Below are 19,398 nucleotides of genomic sequence, written 5' to 3' on the forward strand. Positions count from 1 at the left end.
CCGTTATATATTCCAGGAATCCAGGCTTCACTGTGCGAAGAAGTATCCCGGAACCCCAGATGTGGATGAGGAGACTGAAAATTTATAGGAATCTATTCGCGGACGTTAAGACAATAAAGGAATAGAGGGCACAATAGAAAGGCCCAAGGTCAGAACCAACAAGTTTATGACTCATGACTTCGAACCAGATGGATGATATATATGAGAAATTTCCATTTTTTTACCTATGTTTCTATCTGTGCACTTGTTATAATTTTTACAGCAGGATGCTCCCAAATAAGTTCTACTCCAACTTCTGTAAAAGCACAAGATGAATCGATCGTAGGAAAATGGTACGCATCCTCTCCAGACGAACTCACTTTTCAGTTCAATGCAGATGGTACATTCACGGAGTCTGGTCAGTTTGGGACGTATCACGGCAAATGGGTAAAAGTAGCGAAAAACACGTACGATGCAGAGATTCGCGATGGATGGGGTGCTAAAAAACAAGCTCATTTCCTATATAACAATGGACAACTCTTGACGGGGGGCATTATGCCTCTGCAGAAAATTTGATTCGCCACCGAGCTACTTACTACCTAATCTGCTGAATCCGATCAGCACATTCCAAGCTTTATATAAACTGTTCATTCACATTGCGAACCCTCCAACCAACCGATATACAATTATATTTATAAATTGAAAAAATATAACTACTTTCTCTTCCATATTTCTTATGCAATGTGGAGCAGATCAGAGTTCTGCTCTTTCCTTCGTTATCCCGCGGGCGCATGTCGCGGTAGGTACATCTCAAACGGATAAGATGACGAATTGACCCGCAATCCCCGATGCAGCCTCTTGTCGCACCCGTCCTCCTCTCCCGGACCATGCCGCGGGGATCAAGGCCCATCGGACAACCCGCGAGCATCTTCGAGGCAACGGCCGGTGTCAGCGGCGAGGCAGAGCGCCGACCACCCGACGGCGTTGCGGATCTTGCGGCACGTTCTTCACCTCTCCGGTTCATCGCCGTGCTCCATCGCTACGGCAGTCATCCCCTCTTTCGGAACGTCCTGCACCACGCGTATCCCCAAAAATCCGGCAGGAGACCCCTCCCTGCCCATGAGGTCCTCGACCCAAGCACGGTTCGCCCGGAGGGCGCATCCGCCGCTCGACTCCGTGAGTACCTCCGGCGTCTCGCGGAGCCGGTTGAGCAGCCGGGACTGCAGGGCGTCTTTGAGCGGCACGACCGTAAGGTTCGCGTCCGAGTAGGGGGCCGCGGGGCAGGGTTCGAGGTCGCCGGACGGGCTGACGTGCACGAACCCCCGGCCCGCGGCAAGACACCCGCCGTAGGTATCCTCATCCCCGGGAAAGCCGAGGAAGAGCGCCGGGAACTTCCTGTTGTAGTCCGAAAGGACGGTCTGCAGGGTCTTCTTCTGTTCGTCGGTCAGGACGAGGTCCTCCGTGCCGGGCGTCATCGGCACGTACTCGACGAACGTGAAGGCCCGGGCACCGGCCCGGATCATCTCCCGGGCGAATGCAACACCCGTGACCTCCTCGAAGTTCTCCCGTGTTGCGGTCACGGAGCAGCCGAAGAAGACGTTGCGATCTTTTAAGCGGGTGCAGACCGAGAGGAGCCGATCATAGATCCCGCCGCCCCGCCGCCGGTCGGTATGCTCACGGAAGCCCTCGAAACTGATGATCGGCACCACGTTCGGACACACCGCGATCGCCCCGGCAACCATATCGTCGATCAGAAGGCCGTTCGTGAAGACCGGGAAGAGCACCTGAGGGTGGGCCTTTGCCACATTGATGATCTCTTCCTGCCGGATAAAAGGCTCGCCGCCGGCGAGGACGATGACGGAGACCCCGAGCCCTGCGGCCTCGCTCACGACCGATGCGAGGACCTCCGGGGTCATCTCGACTTTCAGGTTCTCGCCGCCCCGCCCGTGCATGTAGCAGCCCGCGCACGTGAGGTTGCAGCGCGAGGTGATGCTCACGATCATCACCGGCGGGACAAGGAGGCCTTCCCGCTCGTAGCGCTTCCGCACCGCTACCGCTTTCTGCTGGCGGCGCAGGATGGCGGCGCCAGGGATGGCGAGGGCCGGAACTGCTGCTATGATCCGGACTGCCTGGGAGAGGGTCTCCCTGATCGTGGCGTTGAACGCCTCCCGGTATTGGTTGCTGTCTTTCATGGACCTGTCACGCCCTCGGTTCCGGCGGGAGTGTGTCTTTCCATCGCCGCCGGGCTTCCATGTCCGCAACCGCGAGGTCCGGGTGCCGGTATCGGCCCCGTCCCTCTGCTCCCGGCATCATGTGGGGCGGGGACTGTGCCAGCCGATCGCGGTTGAACGAAAAGTAGACGTGAAACCCCTCCCGCCGGGACGTCACGAACCCTTCGCTCTTCAGTGTTTTTAAGTGCTGCGAAACGGCAGGCTGAGAGATGCCGAGTCTTCCGGCAAGATCGGAGACGCCCATCGTCCCGGTGGTGTCCGTTGCAGTCGTCCATGTGTGTATAAGCATTTGATTATAGAGATATAGACTTTGTAGGGAACCCGGAGATTCGGGACCGCACGAAGATGAAAAAAACGATTGCCCCGGGGGGCCGGGAGCGTTTCGCCGTCACTGCTGACGGTGAGATTCCTGCTCGACGAACAAGGTCTCACCCGGACTCTCCACCCGCGGAGAGCGAACGGGCGACTGGATATACCAGCCGGTTCGGGTGTTGTCGAGTGCGGTCTCGGAGTTCCTGGTGGAGAGAAGGCTCACGACGACCATGACCAGAAGCGAGCACACGAGCGCGTAGAGGCTGAAGTGCACCGGGAGCGGCGCCACGAACTGGTGCCAGTAACCGAAGGCAGCGGACGCGACAAGCCCGGTCGCCATGCTCGCGACCGCCCCCTCTCCCGTGGCGCCGCGCCAGTAGAGCCCGGCGAGCAGCGGGACCGCAAACGTCGCGAGCATGACCCCGATACCCATCCAGATCAGCCACGCAAGCATCGGCGGCGGGTTGATGGCAAGCAGGAGCGTGCCGGCGGCCGCAAGGACAATCACGACCTTCGAGACGAGGAGCACCTCTTTATCGGACGCCGAGGGCCGGAGGATGTTCTTGTAGATATCCCATGCGAACGAGGTGCCGACGGTGAGCATGAGCCGGTCGGTCGTGGACATCACCGCCGCAAGGACGATCACCGCAAAGAGCGCCCAGAACGCCACATTCGGCAGGGCATACTCGACGCCCGCTATGAAGGCATAGTCCTGGGCGTTTACGGCAGGGGGGAGCACGAGTTTCCCCTCCTCGACGAGCGACCGCACGGCGAACCCGACGAATTTTACGAGGAACATAACGACCGCGTAGATGCCGAACGCGATGAGCGGCGCCCACTTGAAGTAACGGTCCTCTTTTGCGGCCAGAACATTGTTGATGACGTGCGGCGCACAGGCGAGGCCGACCATCAGGAGGACGGCGAACGAGACGAGGAACTCGGGCGTCGTATAGGCGTACGAAGCGTATGCCGGACTCGGGAACCAGGGCTCGATAAAGTTCGGGTCGACCCCGGCGAGCACGGTATTGATGTGGGCGAGCCCGCCGGCGCTGGCAATGACGGGCGGGGCCATCAGGAGTACGCCGAGGATCAGGATGCCGCCCTGAAAGAGGCCCGTCCATGACACGGCGTAGAGCCCTCCGACGACCGTGCAGGCGGTGACGATGATCCCGGAGATGAGCAGCGCCTGCCAGTGCGGGATACCGAAGAGCCAGACGAGCACGATGCTGATCGCGGCGTACTGCCCGACGAGGTAGATCAGCGAGACGACGATGCCTGAGACGGCGGAGAGACCCCGGAGCGCCCGCGGGCTCTCGAACCGGTCCGCGAGATAGTCCTGGATGGTCATATACCCCCGCTCCTTCCCGATGGTGTGAAGTTTCACCCCGAAGAAGATGATGCAGAACGAAGCCGCGAGCGGGACGAAGATCTGCTCCCATATCCCCGGCCAGCCCGAAGTATAACCGAACCCGCTGACGCCGAGGAGACTCATGCCGCTACAGATGGAGCAGACGATCAGGAGCGTGAAGACCCAGAACCCGAGCGACCTGCCGGCGAGGATGTAGTCTTCGGTGTTGTGGATCTTCCGCGAAGTCCAGCCTCCGATAAGGACGAGCACGACGAAATAGAGCACGATCATGCCGAGCGTGAGGAGGTCCGCCATTCAAGCGGCCTCCCTGAACCTGAGCCCCCAGAGGGCGAGCAGTATGACGACAACGAGGGTCACACTGCCCACGATGAGGGCCGTATGGAAGGGTAATCCAAAGAACATATTAGGTTAGTGTGTGACATGTTAACATATAACACAATCGTATAAGACCGGGAGGCCGTCCCGACGGGACCTATGAGCATCCAGCACAAAAAGGGAGTTATTTGGAACTTTTGACGGTCTTAGCGCCGCGGAGGAGAGCGATCTTACCGGTGCGGACGAGTTCCTTGATGCCGTACTGGTGCAGGAGTTTCTCCAGTGCGTCGATCTTCTCCGTATCCCCGGTCACCTGGAGCACCAGCGTCCTTGTCCCGACGTCCACCACCTGCGCCCGGAAGATATCGGCGATCTGCAGGATCTCGGCGCGGGTGGTGCCCGGCTCGGCGGTCACCTTGATGAGGGCGAGCTCCCGTTCCACGCTCTCCCGCTCCGTCAGGTCCGAGACCTTGATGACGTCGATGAGTTTGTTGGTCTGCTTCATGACCTGCTCGATCACGGCATCGTCGCCGTTCACCACGATCGTGATCCGGCTCATATCCGGCTCCTCGCAGGTCCCGACGGCGAGGCTCTCGATGTTGAACCCCCGGCGCGAGAACATCCCGGCGACACGGCTGAGGACGCCCGCCCGGTTCTCGACGAGGACGCTCAACGTATGCGGCTTCATCCCTGACGCACCCCGATCATCTCGTTGATGGCGGCCCCCGCCGGGACCATGGGGAAGACGTTCTCCTCCCGCTCGATCCTGAAGTCCAGGACGAACGGCCCGTCGACGGCGAGCGCAGCCTCCAGAGCCTCCCGGACGCCGTCTTTTTCCTCGACCCGGATCCCTTCGACCCCGTAGGCGTTTGCGATCTTCACGAAGTCCACCGGCGGGAGCTCGGTGTAAGAGTAGCGGCGGTCGTAGAAGAGTTCCTGCCACTGCCGGACCATGCCGAGGTACATGTTGTTTAAGATCACGACCTTGACGGGGATGTCGTAGTGCGCCACCGTCCCGAGTTCCTGGATGTTCATCTGGAAACTCCCGTCGCCGGCGACGTCGACGACCGGCACATCCGGCCGGGCGAAGTGGGCGCCGATGGCTGCCGGGAACCCGTAGCCCATCGTCCCGAGGCCGCCGGACGTGATCCAGGTCCGGGGTTTTCTGAAGCAGTAGTAGAGGGCGGTCCACATCTGGTTCTGGCCGACCTCGCTCGTGATGATCCCCTCCCCGTTCAGGACGTCGGAGAGTTCCCGGACGACGTACTGCGGGCGGAGATGGTCATCGTCGCGATATTGGAGCGGGTACTGCGCCTTCCAGGCGTTGATCCGGGCGACCCAGTTCGCCGTATCGCCGTGCTTCTGCATCCGCCGGATCAAGGCCTGGAGCACCGTTTTCACGTCGCCCACGATCGGGACGTCGACCTTCTTGTTCTTCCCGATCTCCGCCGGGTCGATGTCGATGTGAATGACCGCGGCGTTCGGCGCGAAGGTCTCGATCTTGCCCGTCACCCGGTCGTCGAACCGGACGCCGACGGCGACCAGGAGGTCGCACTCCGTGACGGCATAGTTCGCGGACTGGGTGCCGTGCATCCCGAGCATCCCGAGGTTGAGCGGGTGGTCGCCGGGAACGGCGCCGAGCCCCATCAGGGTCGTCGTCACCGGGATAGCAGCGGCCTCCACGAACTCGAGGAGTTCGGCCGACGCCCCCGAGAGGATCACCCCGCCGCCGGCGTAGACGAGCGGCCGCTCGGCTCTCGCGATGAGATCGAGCGCTTTATCGATCTGACGGACGTGCCCCTGGTAGGTGGGCCGGTAGCCCCGGAGGGAGACCGGAGCGGGGGCGGTCTTCGCGCTCTTCACTTCGCCCGTGCTGACGTTTTTAGGGAGATCGACCAGCACCGGGCCGGGACGGCCCGTTCGCGCGATATAGAACGCCTCCTGGACTACACGGTCGAGATCGGCGGCGTCCTTCACCAGGTAACTGTGCTTCGTCACCGGCATCGTGATCCCGGTGATGTCCGACTCCTGAAATGCGTCGTTTCCGAGAAGGCCGGTCGGCACCTGGCCGGTGAGTGCCACGACGGGGATAGAGTCCATATACGCCGTCGCGATACCGGTGACAAGATTGCACGCGCCGGGACCGGAGGTGGCAAGGCATACCCCTACGCGGCCGCTTGCACGCGCGTAGCCGTCGGCCGCGTGCGCCGCTGCCTGCTCATGCCTTACCAGTATGTGCCGGATCGACGAATCGTAGAGTTCATCGTAGATCGGCAAAACCACGCCGCCGGGGTAGCCAAAGATGGTGTCCACCCCTTCGCGCTGCAGCGCTTCAATCAGAGTCTTGGCTCCGGTCTTCATTGCTCTTCCCTGAGTAATCTGTTCATCCCGGCGATAACTGCTTCGACGCTCGCCGTGATGATGTCGGTTCTCGCGCCCCGCGAGGTGACGGTCTTACCGTCTTTGCTGAGTTTCACCGATACATCAACGACGGCATCCGTGCCGCCGGTTATGGCATCCACGCGGTATTCATCAAGTCTTACGCTGCCGACGTCGGCGACCGATCGCTGAAGCGCGCGGATCGCCGCGTCCACCGGCCCGGTCCCGACCGCGGCACCGGTCACCTCTTCGCCGTTGACGAGCAGCGTCACCGAGGCGGTCGGCATTGCGTTACTTCCGGAGACGGTGGTGAACTGGCGAAGTTCAATGCAGGGCGTAAACTCGATTGCCATCACGGTCTCGGCAATCGTCATGACTTCGGCGTCGGTTATCCGCACCCCGGCATCCCCGACCTGCTTGATCCGGGCGAGGATCTCCGCAAGCTGCGCGTTGTCGGGGGTATACCCCATGTCGTGAAGAGCGGCCTCGACCGCCGCCGACCCGGAGTGTTTCCCGAGGACGATGCGACGACGCCTTCCTACTCGTTCGGGCTGGAGCGGTTCGTAGGTGCTTGCGTCCCGCATCACCCCGTGGGCATGGATGCCGCTCTCGTGGGTGAAGGCCATCTCGCCGACGATGGGCTTGTTGGTCGCAAGCGGCACCCCGGTCAGCCGGGCGACGCGGGTCGAGAGGGGGTAGAGTTTCTCGGTCGCGATCCCGGTATCGACCCCGTAGAGCACCTCGAGCGCCATCACCAGTTCTTCGAGGGCGGTGTTTCCCGCCCGCTCCCCGATGCCGTTGACGGTGACGTGAGCACAGGACGCCCCGGCACGAAGGGCGGCGACGGTGGTTGCAAGCCCAAAGCCGAGGTCGTCGTGACAGTGGATGGAGAGCGGAGCGAAGAGGAGCGGCGGGACGACCGCGGCCGCACGCTCGGGCGTGAGGATGCCGACGGTGTCGCAGAAGCAGAGCCGGTCTGCGCCCCGCTCGACTCCTTCCCTGAAGACTTCGGCAAGGAACGCCTGGTCGGCGCGGGACGCGTCCTCCCCGGAGAGCTCGACGATGAGCCCCCGGCTCTTCGCATACTCGACGGCGCTCCAGGCCATATCACAGACCTGCTCGCGGGTTTTGCGGAGTTTTTTGCTGATATGGAGGTCGCTTACCGGGACGACGAGGTGGACGGAGTCGGCGCCGGCGTCGGCGGCGAGGTCGATATCGCCGGGGAGAGCCCGGACGTAGGTGCAAGCCTCGGCGGCAAGCCCGGCGTCGGCGATTGAGCGAATGGACTCGCGTTCTCCTGCGGACGCGGCCGCAGAACCTGCCTCGATGACGTGGACGCCGATATCGGCGAGGTGCGTTGCAATCTCAAGCTTCTCGGCCGGCGTGAGAGAGACACCCGGTGTCTGTTCGCCGTCCCGGAGCGTTGTGTCAAAAAAGCGGATCGATTCACCAAATAAAGCAATCACTCATAGTGGGTTTCACCACCAGAGGGTTGGAGGCGACAGTACTTAAAGGTTGGGCAGCCGGGGCGGCAAAAAGAGGAAAGGACTCTACGCCGACGCCGGGGCGCTCTCGTAGACGAGGGCGATGTAGCGGTAGGTGAAGATGATGAACGCCGGCATGAGAATAAACAGGAGCGGCACACCGAGAACCGGTATCAGGAGAAGGATGAACTGTGCCACCGCGACCACGATGCCCAGTATGAGAAGGGCGATGAAGACGTCGAGCCACCCGACCCTGCCGATGTGGGAGAGGAGGGCGCCGAACCGGAATGCTTCGCCCACCCTCCCCGTCCGGGCGAACCGGACCATCGCAAAGGTCGAAAGGATGCCGACGACGACGGCAAGGACGATGAAGACGACGAAGAGGGCGATGGCTACAAAGATGCCCGCCTCAGGGCCGAGGCCCGATCCGGAGCCGGGCCCGGGAGTCGTCGTCGCCGAAACCGGGATGAAGTACGCGACAAAGCCTACGAGCGCAATGACCCAGATCGGGATGGCGTAGATGACCGTGATGACGAGCAGTTTGATGCCGTCGACGAAAAGCCCGATCCAGCCTTTGAGCTCGGGGGCGGGCTTTGCGCCGCTCATGACCCGGACGGTGTAGCCGCAGATGAACGGGAAGAGGATCGTACTGACGATCAGGAGGAGCCAGCGGACCCACCTGCCCCAGAGGGCTTCCTTCGTGTAGTCGAAGGCATCGCTGAGCATTCGTAAGGAGTCCATGGATATCACTGTATGTTCCGGTAAGGATCTACCGTTTACGGGGATAAACGCGCTGTTTTGTTCGCAGAGGAGAAAAGCCCGTACGGGGGAAGAACGACCGGGGTAGAAAATGGTTCCGTTTGAAAGAAAAAGAAGGGTTATCCCGGTTTTACGCGGGGGGAGGCACTTCCTCATAGACCTGGGCAAGGTAACGGGTGTAGAAGACGACGAACGCAACGTTGAGGAAGAGAGCGATGATCCAGCCGAGGAAGGGGATCAGGATGATGAGACCGACAACGAGGTCGTAGATGAACGCAAGGACAAGGAGAACGATGACCGCGATGATCCAGGTTCCCCAGCCGAGTTTGCCGATGTGCGAAAAGATCGCACCGAAGTTGAACGCCTCACCGAATCTGTCCGTGTGGGCGAAGCGCAGTACGGCAAACAGGGCGACGAACCCAACAATAATCGCAACGAGCCCTGCGAGAAGGAAGCCTCCGAGGAGACTCAGCACAGCGGCACCCAGCGCTGCCGCATCGCCGCCGGCTGCTTCGTTTGCCAGGATGCCGAGGAGACCGACTCCGCCGAGTACCAGGAAGACGATGATCGCCGGGAGTGCGTAGATTAGCACGATGATGTTCAGTTTCCATCCGTCGACGAAGAGCTTGCCCCACTGATCGATCTCGGGGGCCGGTGTCTTCCCGGAGAGGACCCGCACTATGTAGCCGCTGAAGAGCGGGACCAGGAAGAGCGTGAACGCCTGAATGATCGACAGGATGATCAGTGCAATCCATCGCAGCCACTTTCCAACCAGACATCTTTGGCGTACTCAAACGACCTTGAGATTACATTACCATAGTCCATAGGTATATCACCTACGAGTAAGTGTGAGAAAACCGGATATAAACGTATTGTTTAAATTCAGGTGTTCATCCGAGATTGTTGTGAAAAACAGGCAAGGATGTCCACATACTCCGGCAGAGACGGAGGTACCGCGGCCCTAAGGCACCCAAGACTCCGTCAACGAGGGGGGAGCGGGGACGTGAACTACCCTGTGCTCATCGGTGCGCGGCCTCCTGCTTCGACGACTCCCCCGGAGGTCGGTTATCCTGCTTCGGGCAGGAATTACCGTATAATAAATTATTGCAGATATGTTATAACGGTAATTCTCTCGCAACGGGCGTTCAGGTTCATGTTGGGGTGCTCTACATGCAAGAGGATCGGCGGATTCTCGGAAAAATAAAGAGGTTGCTGCCTCTGTACCCGTTACAAAGCGGCCATTCCAAATATGAACGCAGCAATCACTGCAAATAACATGAAGAGAACGAATAAACAAAACCAGATTATAATACCCGCAACGAGATTGTATCCAAATACCGCAAATGCACGTTTAAAGAAGCTATCCGATACCAGCCAACCCTTGTAACTGTATGAATCCGTTTCGTCGCGCGACATTATTTCATATTTCATATACACCCTTATTTATCTTGCGGGGGTGAAGGCAGGTATGATCGATTCAAACGGGACTGCGCATAAAAAAAAGGGGCCCGGGGCGGGCCTCAGTGCCGGAAGTGCCGCACCCCGGTGAAAACCATCGCAACGTTCGCCCGGTTTGCCGCGTCGATGACCTCCTTATCGCGGATGGAGCCTCCCGGCTGAACGAGCGCCGTCGCGCCCGCCGCCGCCGCGACCTCGAGGGTGTCGGGAAACGGCAGGAAGGCGTCCGAGGCGACCGCCGAGCCGGCAAGAGAACTCCGGGCCTTCTTGACCGCGATCTCGGCGGACTCGACCCGGTTCATCTGCCCGGCGCCGATCCCGAGTACTGCCGTTTCGTTCGCGAAGATGATGGCGTTGCTCTTCGTGTGCTTGCAGACCTTCATGGCGAGTTCCATCGCCCGCATCTCGTGGGCGTCCGGCTCCCGCTCGGTCACGACCCGCCAGTTCTCGCGGTAGGGCTCCGTCCTCTGGACCAGAACGCCGCCGTCGATGCTCCGGATCTCGTCCTGCACGACCGGCTCCGGGAGCCGGAGCACCCGCATGTTCTCCTTGGCCTTCATGATCGTAAGCGCTTCCGGGGCGTACGACGTGGCGATCACGACCTCGACGAACGTCCCGATGAGCTCCCGGGCGACATCCGCCGTCACCTCACGGTTCAGGGCGACGATGGAGCCGTAGGCCGAGACCGGGTCGACCTCACGGGCGGCGATGTAGGTCGGAAGGAGTTCCCCGCCCGTCGCCACGCCGCAGGGGTTGTTGTGCTTGACGATGACTGCGGCGCAGTCGTCGAACTCCCGGAGCAGGCCGACCGCGGCATGGACGTCGAGGTAGTTGTTGTAGGACATCGCCTTTCCCTGGAGCGGCTGCTCCGCGGCGATGCCGGCATCTCCGTAGACCGCCGCCGCCTGGTGAGGGTTCTCGCCGTACCGGAGCGTCCGCCCGTTCCGGAACTGGAGGGTGAGGGTTTCCGGGAACGGCCGGTCGATACCGGTCAGGTAGTTCGCGATTGCGCCGTCGTATGCCGCCGTCCGGGCGAACGCCTTTGCAGCAAGAGCCTGTCGCTGTTCAGCCGAGAAACCGCCTCTCCTGACGGCGTCCGCCGCCATCCCGTAGTCGGCGCTGTCCACCACGACCGCGACGTACTTATGGTTCTTTGCCGCCGCCCGCACCATCGCGGGACCGCCGATATCGATGTACTCGATCGTCTCATCAAGCGAGAGTCCCCTGCCGCTCATCGTCTCGAAGGGGTAGAGGTTCACCACCACAAGGTCGATGGGTTCGATGCCGTGCTCCTGCATAACGGCGTCGTCGATACCCCGGCGCCCGAGGATGCCCCCGTGGATCTTCGGGTGGAGGGTCTTTACCCGCCCGTGCATCATCTCCGGCGAACCGGTGTAGGCGGAGACTTCGGTAAACGGAACCCCCGCCTGCGCGAGCGCCGCCCCGGTGCCGCCGGAACTCAGGAGACGATAATCATGCTCGACGAGCACCTTTGCAAGATCGACGATGCCGGTTTTATCCCAGACAGACAGCAGTGCCCACTTCATGGTTACATGTGAGCGGGATAAAGGGATATATATTTGGCGCCGCCTGCTCGATTGGCCATGTTTTTCCCACCGGGATACGTTGGCGTCCGGATTGCGGAGATCCCGATGCCTCACCCGTCGATCCGCGCAGCGTCGGAAGAATACTCGTGGGAGGGTTCCGGATGGGTGATTCGACCCATTAAAATGGGCGGATACCTGCGACATCAGTTAATAATATATAGAACTACATTACAATAAATAATCAAACACGAGAAACCCATCATTTTAAAAGCAGGTTAGGCGTATGAAGGAGGATACATCCGAACCAAACGAGAAGCAACAGGATCTCGCTGAAACGGCGGATGCAGCATCTCCGGCGCTTGAAGAGCTGCAAAAAGCATATGACGACCTTAATAGCCGTTATCTGCGTCTTGCGGCCGATTTCGACAACTACCGGAAGCGAATGGCCCGGGAGCTCGACGCCCGTACGGCGTTTGCCATCGAAGATTTCGCGGTGGAGTTGCTCGATGTCGTGGACAACTTCGAGCGGGCGGAGAAGGTCGAGGGCACAGGTCTCAAGGAAGGGATGGAGCAGATTAAGAAGCTCTTCCTGACCATCCTTGAGCGGCACGACATCAGACCCATCGAATGCCGCAGCCTTCCTTTCGACCCTGAACGGCACGAGGCGATAGCCTACGTTCCTTCAGATGCAAAGGAAGGCACCGTGATCGACGAGGCCGTTCGCGGATACTGTATGCAGGACAAGGTCATCAGATGCGCAAAGGTTGTCGTATCTAAAGGAAAGGAGGAATAAACACATGGTTTCGGAAAAGATTCTCGGTATCGATCTTGGAACAACCAACTCATGCATGGCAATCATGGAAGGCGGGCGGGCGACGGTCATCGCCAACGCCGAGGGCGGCAGGACCACCCCGTCCGTCGTAGCGTTCACCAAGGAAGGCGAGCGGCTGGTCGGCAACGTCGCGAAACGGCAGGCGATCACGAACCCGAACCGCACCATCCAGTCGATCAAGCGCAAGATGGGCACGAGCGAGAAGGTAACCATCGAGGGAAAGAATTACACGCCGCAGGAGATCTCCGCGATGATCCTCCAGAAATTGAAACTGGACGCGGAAGAGTACCTGGGCGAGAAGATCGCAAAGGCCGTCATCACGGTGCCCGCCTACTTCAACGACGCGCAGCGGCAGGCGACGAAGGACGCGGGAACCATCGCCGGCCTCGAGGTCCTCCGGATCATCAACGAGCCGACCGCGAGCGCCCTCGCCTACGGCATCGATAAGGAAGGCGAAGCCACGGTGCTCGTCTACGACCTCGGCGGCGGTACGTTCGATGTCTCGATCCTCCAGCTCGGCGACGGCGTCTTCGAGGTCAAGGCGACCGCCGGCAACAACCGCCTCGGCGGCGACGACTTCGACAAACTTGTCGTCGACTACCTTGCCGAGGAGTTCCGGAAGAAGGAAGGCATCGACCTCCGAAAGGACCCGGTCGCCATGCAGCGGCTGCGGGACGCGGCCGAGAACGCGAAGATCGAACTCTCCACAGTCCAGAAGACCAACATCAACCTTCCCTACATCACCACGACGGAGAGCGGGCCCAAGTTCCTGGACTTCGATCTTTCCCGTGCAAAGTTCGAGCAACTCATCGCCGACCTCGTCGAGTCGACCCTCGGCCCGGTGAAACAGGCGCTCGCCGACGCCAAACTGAGCGCCGACGACATCGACCACATACTCCTCGTCGGCGGGTCGACCCGGGTGCCGCTCGTCCAGGAGACCATAAAGAAGATCCTTAAGAAGGAGCCCGACAAAGGCATCAACCCCGACGAGTGCGTCGCCCTCGGCGCCGCCATCCAGGGCGGCGTGCTGACGGGCGAGACGAAGGATGTCCTGCTCCTCGACGTGACGCCGCTCTCGCTCGGCATTGAGACGCTCGGCGGTATCGCGACGAAACTGATCGAGCGCAACACCACCATCCCCACAAGGAAGAGCCAGATCTTCTCGACCGCCGCCGACGGCCAGACATCGGTCGAGATCCACGTGGTGCAGGGTGAGCGGGCGCTTGCGAAAGACAACTTCACCCTGGGCCGGTTCCAGCTCACCGGGATCCCGCCGGCTCCCCGCGGCATCCCGCAGATCGAGGTCGCGTTCGATATCGACGCAAACGGCATCGTCCATGTCTCGGCGAAAGACCTCGGCACCGGGAACGAGCAGTCGATCACCATCAAGCCGCAGGATTCCCGCCCCTCGGAGACCGAGATCCAGCGGATGATGGACGACGCGAAGAAGTTCGAGGAGGAGGACCGGAAGAAGCATGAGGAGATTGACCTCCGGAACAGCGCCGATACCGCCATCTTCACCGCCGAACGGGCCCTGAAAGACGCGAAGGATATGATCGATGCTGCAGAGCGGGAGAAGATCGAGGGTGCGATCGCCGACCTCAAGAAGGCACTTGAAGGGGACGATCTCGACGCCGTCAAGCAGAAGATGGACGCCCTGACCGAAGCGGTATATGCGGTCACGACGAAGATATACCAGCAGGCACAGCAGCAGGCCGCCCAGCAGCAGAAAGCGGCGGAAGGGGCGGAAAAGAAAAAGGATGATACCGTCGTTGATGCCGATTACGAAGTCAAAGACAAAGAGTGAGGGCGATGGGTCCGGACAGCTACTATGATATCCTCGGCGTCTCGCGTGACGCCGACGATAAGGAGATCAGGAAAGCCTACCGGGACCTGGCACGGAAATATCACCCCGACGTCTGCAAGGAGCCGGGGGCCGAAGAGAGGTTCAAGGGCATCAACGAAGCTTACAGCGTCCTCTCCGACCCCCAGAAACGCGCCCAGTACGACCGGATGGGACACGACGCCTACAGTAGTGCGTCCCGGGGTTCGTACTCCGGCGGAGGAGGGTTCTCCGGTGGGTTCAGCGCGGATTTCTCCGGATTCGGGGATATCTTTGATTCGTTCTTCGGCGGAGGCTTCGGGGGCAGGCAGAGTTCCGGTCCGCGCCCCGGGGCCGACCTCATGATGAAGATGCGGGTGACGCTTGAAGAGGCGGTGTTCGGGACCGAGAAAGAGATTAGCCTCGACCATATCGAGCCCTGTCCTGCGTGCGACGGTTCGGGGAGCGAGACGAAGAAGTTCGTCACCTGCCCGACCTGCGGCGGCAGCGGCCAGATGCGGCAGATGAGCCAGTCCATCTTCGGGAGTTTTGTCCGGATGACGCCCTGCACCGCCTGCGGCGGACGGGGGAAGATACCCGAGTCCCGGTGCAAGGTCTGCGGCGGCAGCGGGCACCGGCGGGCCAGGCAGACCGTGAAGGTCCATATCCCGCCGGGCGTGGACACCGGTATGCGCCTCCGGATGGAGGGCTACGGCGACGCCGGCGATTACGGTGCGCCGCCGGGGGACCTCTACATCGAGATCAGCGTCGCGCAACACCGGAAGTTTACCCGGCGCGGCGACGACCTGGAGACGACTGTCGACATCACCCCCGCCCAGGCGGCCCTGGGCTCCGAGGTGGAGGTGCAGACGATCGACGGGCGTACCGTCGCCCTCGCTATCCCGGCCGGGGTGCAGGACAACACCGGGCTGAGGATATCCGGCGAAGGGGTGCGGTGGCAGACGAAACCCGGCGATATGCTGGTGCGGGTTCACATCGTCGTGCCCACGCGCCTCTCAGACGAGGAGCGCGAACTCTACCGCCGTCTGCTTGAGATCGAAGGGAACAAACCCTCCGCGAAGGGCGCGAAGAAGGGCAAGGGATTCTTTCAGGATGTCGTCGACAAGATGAAAGAGACGGTGAAGTGAGGGGTTCCCTTACTTCAACGGTTTGCTTTTTTGAGCCCGTTGTGCTGTGAGCTCCGGTCGGGATCTGAACCCGGGTCGTCGCTCCTGCACTCCGGGTGATTACTCGATCGGGTATCAAACCTTTTTCTTCAGTTCACCGAACTGCCGGATGATCCTGGCGTTTTCCTCCTGAATGCCACTGTTTCCATCGGAAAGTTTTTGCCTGACCCCTTTTGTGATACGCCCGTGCTGCTCCTTGTAAATAGTATACAGTGTCTCGATGATTGGCGCATAGTCCCCCTCATCCACCTTCACGAGCGCGTTCAGGTAGGCCGACCGGTGTTCTAAACCCAGGTAGAGCGTTGGATAACCGGATCGTTCCAGGATTAGATTCATCAACGCTCGTCCAACCTGTCCGTTTCCATCGACGAACGGATGGATCATCTCAAATTTTGTGTGGAGTAATATGGTGAGTTCGAATGGATTCAGATGTCCTCTATTCTGCCGGTACCACCCGATGAGAGCACGCATCTCATCGGGGACGAGAAAACAGTATTCGGACACAACTAACTACCCACCGAACAACGATTTTTTCTTTTTTCGCTTTGCGCGGCGGGTAAATTTCAAGATTGTTTGTTAGACATCCCATATGGTCTATGTTCCCGTTCTGTTTATGACAAAGGTGGATCAGTTTTCATTGCTAGACGGCAAAGTTTGCATGAGGGCAAAGAAATGTTTAGGCTCACCGGTACTAAAATATTCATACCAAGACTCCAGTGTGTTTGATTGAAAAACACCTAAATGCTCAATAATTTGTTTCGCCCACAACAAAGCTCCGGTGGAACTTGCAGTAATAAGGTTGTTATCCGCTACAGATGGCTTATCTATATAGAAACTTTGCCCTTTATAACCAGGAGAAACCATTTCAAGAAATCCCGGTCCATTACTGGTATGCGGACGCTTATCCAATAGCCCAAAGTTGGCAAGCGCAGCGGTAGCCCCACAGATTGCACACACCGTAGCGCCTAAAGAGAGAAATTCGCTTGCTTTTTCGATGATAGCGCCATGCTTTGGGTCGTTCCATGTATCTGCGCCCGGTAATAGCAACATGCTTGTTTCACTCACAACAATATCATCAATTAAGCAATTGGGCACTATTGTCATCCCGCCCATTGTATTGATTGGCTCTTTAGAATAACTAACCGTTTTGAGCGATACACGTTGCTCGCCCTTTTTGAAAAATCGACCAGAATTCAGCTCCGAAATAACATACCCCAGTTCCCAGTCGGCTAAAGTATCAAGAACGTAAACATAGATTGTAAACATAAATTTCCTCCATTTTCATTGTGTTTCTAATTCGCCGCCTCTTAATAGTATGGACACAAACTCCCGCTTGGGGATTTTTCAACATGGATATTCCTCCTCTTGATTTTTTAATAATACACCAGTGAATTTTCACTGTATTTAGATTCTCGTCCCTGCAAGCGGCTTGACGATCTCCCTTGAAAACTGTCTTATGAGCCCAAGATAGGGACGGCGGTAAGATGTGTTTGCTGGAACAGTACAAAATGTAGTCTTTGCCCCCACCCCCCAGATGCGATAGCCCCCACGGTCCACTTCACGGGGCTTTTTCCTCGCACCACCTGATGTTTCCGGGAAGCCGATAGTCCACCAGGTTTCAAGTCCAACCGACCAGGGATGCAAGGTTCACAATCCCCAAGTATCCAGTCCTCGAAGAACTTCGCCCCCCCATCCTCCCGCTTTATCCCCCTCGCACCCCAATACCATGGGAATGAAGCTGCTCTTCGAACTCTCCGGCGAGCACCCCGACCTCCCGGTCGCGGAACTGGAGTGCGTGGGGACCGTGCTCGAGCGGCGGGTCCCCCAGGTCGCGGTCGCCGAGTGTCCGGACCCGGAGGCCACCGGACGCCTTGCCCTGACGCATGTGGTGATGGAGTACCTCGGAGAGTGCGAGCCCACGCGGGAGGCGTTCGCAGCCCTCCTCCGCCATCTCGCCATCCGGACCGATAAACCGTTTGCGGGCCGGGTGAAGACGGTCCAGGGGAGCGGGATGGACGCTGCGCACCTTGAACTGGAACGGCTGATCGGGAGCCTGATCGCCGGTCCGGTCTCGCTCCGTGAGCCCGTCGAAGAGTACCGTGCCGTCGTATCGGGGGACCGCTGCTACTTCGGCCGCGTCATTTTGAAGATCGACCGGGGGGCTTTCGAGGCCCGGAACCCCATGCGCCGGCCGTTCTTCCATCCCGGCGTGATGATGCCCCGGATGGCCCGCGCACTCGTGAACATCTCCCTGGTCCTGCCCGGCGAGGTGGTCTTCGACCCGTTCTGCGGTACCGGCGGCATCCTCCTTGAGGCACGGGAGGTCGGCGCCCGGGTCTTCGGGAGCGACTTCGACCCCGCAATGGTTGCCGGCTACCGGCAGAACCTCCCGGGGTCGGACGTGATGATCGCCGACGCCACGGCGGTCCCGATCTGCAACCATGCCCTCGATGCGGTCGTGACGGACCTCCCCTACGGCCAGTCGGTCCGGATCCGTGCAGAGAGCATGGACCGGCTCTACGATGGTTCGCTTGCCGAGATCCGGCGCATCCTCCGGCCCGGGAGACGCGCGGTCGTCGTCACGCATCGCGACATCGCGGCAATCGCCGCCCGCCGTTTCACCGTCCTGCAGGAGCACGAGCAGCGGGTGCACAGGAGCCTGACCCGCCGGATACTGGTGCTCTCCTGACGATGCCGGCAAGGTTACGGACCCCGGTTTTAAGTGGGGCCACGCTGAATTTTATAGGTGAATGTAAATTTTAAGCGCTACGGCCTTTACCTCATCCGGTGGCAGCTTTCGACGCCGATCCTCGCCGTCGTGCTCTACTGGCTCGCGGGTCTCGGAGCGCTCGCCGCCACCATCGTCGCAAACCTCATCGGCGGCCTCATCTTCTTCTGGGTCGACCGGTTCATCTTCACCTCCGAGACGCTCGCCGCTCAGTGGGAGGTCAAAGAGGAGGTCCGGTGCGTGGACTGCGGAACGGTCGCCCGGGGCTACCGCCTGGTCAGGGCGAAGAACTACGACAAATCGGACGACCCGGCGCCCGAGTTCCGGTGCGAGGCATGCTCGAAGAAGAAGTCGGAGGAACTCAGGAAGCGGGGCGTCGAGTGCTGAAGGGGGCGCACCCCGAAATCCCGTGTAAATCCAATAATTAACGGATTTAAAGTCTGTACAGAGTTCTCGCAACTTCCCGTCCGTCGCAAAAGAGGTGACAACGAGCACGAGATATCGCGGCCCGGTTCGTCCTTCCGGAGGTATGTACCTATGCAGCGAACCGTGGCGGCAAGTGTTCATGGCGTTCATATCGAAGTGATCTTTCTTGAACACCTCAATCCCGGCGATATACCGCAGTACATCCCTCTGCAATCTGACGGGTATCGGGATGACACCACCGCCATACCGGATCTCCTCGATGCAGTTGCGCCGAAGGACCCAAAGACATAGAGGCGGGTAGAGACGCCGATAAACATAAATAAAAGTAAATGAAAGCCTCCGCTCGTGGACAACCCCGGGTAGTCCCGGGACAAAGTAGAAGGACGGGCCCACCAAGCGACAAAACTCTGTTGAACCCTACCTGCAGCATGATACTGCAACTTCTGGAATGATGAAGGTCCGGATCATGCCTTCATGCAATGGAAAGAAACGGAGGAAGCAGAAATGAAACAAAAATCCAGGATTCGATTTTTTTCTCTGCTCATAGTGAGGTGATCCCGAAACACCTCA

Annotated in this window: 17 protein-coding genes and 1 pseudogene; 7 read left to right on the forward strand and 11 right to left on the reverse strand. The window is 59.7% G+C overall.

Going from position 1 to position 19,398, the window contains the following annotated elements; genetic code table 11:
* The first annotated feature begins 201 nt into the window (after positions 1-201).
* Positions 202-555 carry a hypothetical protein gene (locus BP737_RS12975; RefSeq protein ID WP_342686253.1) on the forward strand — a complete coding sequence of 118 codons (354 nt, stop codon included), beginning with the start codon at positions 202-204 and terminating at the stop codon, positions 553-555.
* A gap of 431 nt (positions 556-986) precedes the next feature.
* Here BP737_RS12975 and BP737_RS12980 read toward each other — a convergent pair whose 3' ends face one another.
* The 9 genes and pseudogenes from BP737_RS12980 to purH form a co-directional block, all read right to left on the reverse strand.
* Complete coding sequence (locus tag BP737_RS12980; RefSeq protein WP_292406898.1) at positions 987-2,171, reverse strand: radical SAM protein; 1,185 nt, start codon at positions 2,169-2,171, stop codon at positions 987-989.
* A 7-nt stretch (positions 2,172-2,178) separates the two neighbouring features.
* Positions 2,179-2,499, reverse strand: coding sequence for an ArsR/SmtB family transcription factor (locus BP737_RS12985; protein ID WP_292406902.1), 321 nt, complete (start codon positions 2,497-2,499; stop codon positions 2,179-2,181).
* Between the two features lie 99 nt (positions 2,500-2,598).
* The gene (locus BP737_RS12990) at positions 2,599-4,185 is read right to left on the reverse strand and encodes a sodium:solute symporter family protein (RefSeq protein ID WP_292406905.1); all 1,587 of its coding nucleotides are present in this window, start codon (positions 4,183-4,185) and stop codon (positions 2,599-2,601) included.
* Positions 4,186-4,390: 205 nt separating this feature from the next.
* Positions 4,391-4,894 carry an acetolactate synthase small subunit gene (gene ilvN, locus BP737_RS12995; protein WP_292406907.1) on the reverse strand — a complete coding sequence of 168 codons (504 nt, stop codon included), beginning with the start codon at positions 4,892-4,894 and terminating at the stop codon, positions 4,391-4,393.
* A complete protein-coding gene (gene ilvB, locus BP737_RS13000; RefSeq protein ID WP_292406910.1) occupies positions 4,891-6,567 on the reverse strand; it encodes a biosynthetic-type acetolactate synthase large subunit in 1,677 nt (558 codons plus the stop codon). Before ilvB ends, ilvN begins: the two co-directional genes overlap by 4 nt.
* Positions 6,539-8,051, reverse strand: a pseudogene (locus BP737_RS13005) (2-isopropylmalate synthase). The gene ilvB and the pseudogene BP737_RS13005 overlap by 29 nt, the downstream one beginning before the upstream one ends.
* Positions 8,052-8,135: 84 nt before the next feature.
* Positions 8,136-8,810: a DUF4013 domain-containing protein gene (locus BP737_RS13010; protein ID WP_292406913.1), complete on the reverse strand. Its 675-nt coding sequence runs from the start codon at positions 8,808-8,810 to the stop codon at positions 8,136-8,138.
* Between the two features lie 148 nt (positions 8,811-8,958).
* Positions 8,959-9,507, reverse strand: coding sequence for a DUF4013 domain-containing protein (locus tag BP737_RS13015; protein WP_292406915.1), 549 nt, complete (start codon positions 9,505-9,507; stop codon positions 8,959-8,961).
* Positions 9,508-10,348: 841 nt separating this feature from the next.
* The gene (gene purH, locus BP737_RS13020) at positions 10,349-11,833 is read right to left on the reverse strand and encodes a bifunctional phosphoribosylaminoimidazolecarboxamide formyltransferase/IMP cyclohydrolase (protein ID WP_292406917.1); all 1,485 of its coding nucleotides are present in this window, start codon (positions 11,831-11,833) and stop codon (positions 10,349-10,351) included.
* A 283-nt stretch (positions 11,834-12,116) separates the two neighbouring features.
* On the opposite strand from purH, the gene BP737_RS13025 reads away from it, so the two are divergent.
* From BP737_RS13025 to dnaJ, 3 genes are read left to right on the forward strand one after another with little or no spacing between them, the layout of a single operon-like run.
* Entirely contained in the window at positions 12,117-12,626 is a 510-nt protein-coding gene (locus BP737_RS13025) for a nucleotide exchange factor GrpE (RefSeq protein ID WP_292406920.1), read from the forward strand.
* A 4-nt stretch (positions 12,627-12,630) separates the two neighbouring features.
* Entirely contained in the window at positions 12,631-14,472 is a 1,842-nt protein-coding gene (dnaK, locus tag BP737_RS13030) for a molecular chaperone DnaK (protein ID WP_292406923.1), read from the forward strand.
* A gap of 5 nt (positions 14,473-14,477) precedes the next feature.
* A complete protein-coding gene (dnaJ, locus tag BP737_RS13035) occupies positions 14,478-15,635 on the forward strand; it encodes a molecular chaperone DnaJ (protein ID WP_292406926.1) in 1,158 nt (385 codons plus the stop codon).
* A 114-nt stretch (positions 15,636-15,749) separates the two neighbouring features.
* Here the strand turns inward: dnaJ and BP737_RS13040 are convergent, their stop codons facing one another.
* Together BP737_RS13040 and BP737_RS13045 are read right to left on the reverse strand one after the other, a co-directional pair.
* The gene (locus BP737_RS13040) at positions 15,750-16,178 is read right to left on the reverse strand and encodes a Fic family protein (RefSeq protein WP_292406929.1); all 429 of its coding nucleotides are present in this window, start codon (positions 16,176-16,178) and stop codon (positions 15,750-15,752) included.
* Between the two features lie 123 nt (positions 16,179-16,301).
* Positions 16,302-16,940, reverse strand: coding sequence for a type 1 glutamine amidotransferase family protein (locus BP737_RS13045; RefSeq protein WP_292406933.1), 639 nt, complete (start codon positions 16,938-16,940; stop codon positions 16,302-16,304).
* A gap of 466 nt (positions 16,941-17,406) precedes the next feature.
* Between BP737_RS13045 and BP737_RS13050 the strand changes: the two genes are divergently transcribed.
* The 3 genes from BP737_RS13050 to BP737_RS13060 all read left to right on the forward strand — a co-directional run bounded on the left by BP737_RS13050 (position 17,407) and on the right by BP737_RS13060 (position 19,119).
* On the forward strand, positions 17,407-18,363 hold the full coding sequence (locus BP737_RS13050; protein ID WP_292406935.1) for a methyltransferase domain-containing protein: 957 nt from the start codon (positions 17,407-17,409) through the stop codon (positions 18,361-18,363).
* A 57-nt stretch (positions 18,364-18,420) separates the two neighbouring features.
* Positions 18,421-18,789 carry a hypothetical protein gene (locus tag BP737_RS13055; RefSeq protein WP_292406937.1) on the forward strand — a complete coding sequence of 123 codons (369 nt, stop codon included), beginning with the start codon at positions 18,421-18,423 and terminating at the stop codon, positions 18,787-18,789.
* A gap of 150 nt (positions 18,790-18,939) precedes the next feature.
* A complete protein-coding gene (locus BP737_RS13060; protein ID WP_292406941.1) occupies positions 18,940-19,119 on the forward strand; it encodes a hypothetical protein in 180 nt (59 codons plus the stop codon).
* The last annotated feature ends 279 nt before the right edge of the window (positions 19,120-19,398 follow it).

The organism is Methanoculleus sp. UBA291 (genome assembly GCF_002499755.1).
Lineage (GTDB): Archaea > Halobacteriota > Methanomicrobia > Methanomicrobiales > Methanoculleaceae > Methanoculleus > Methanoculleus palmolei.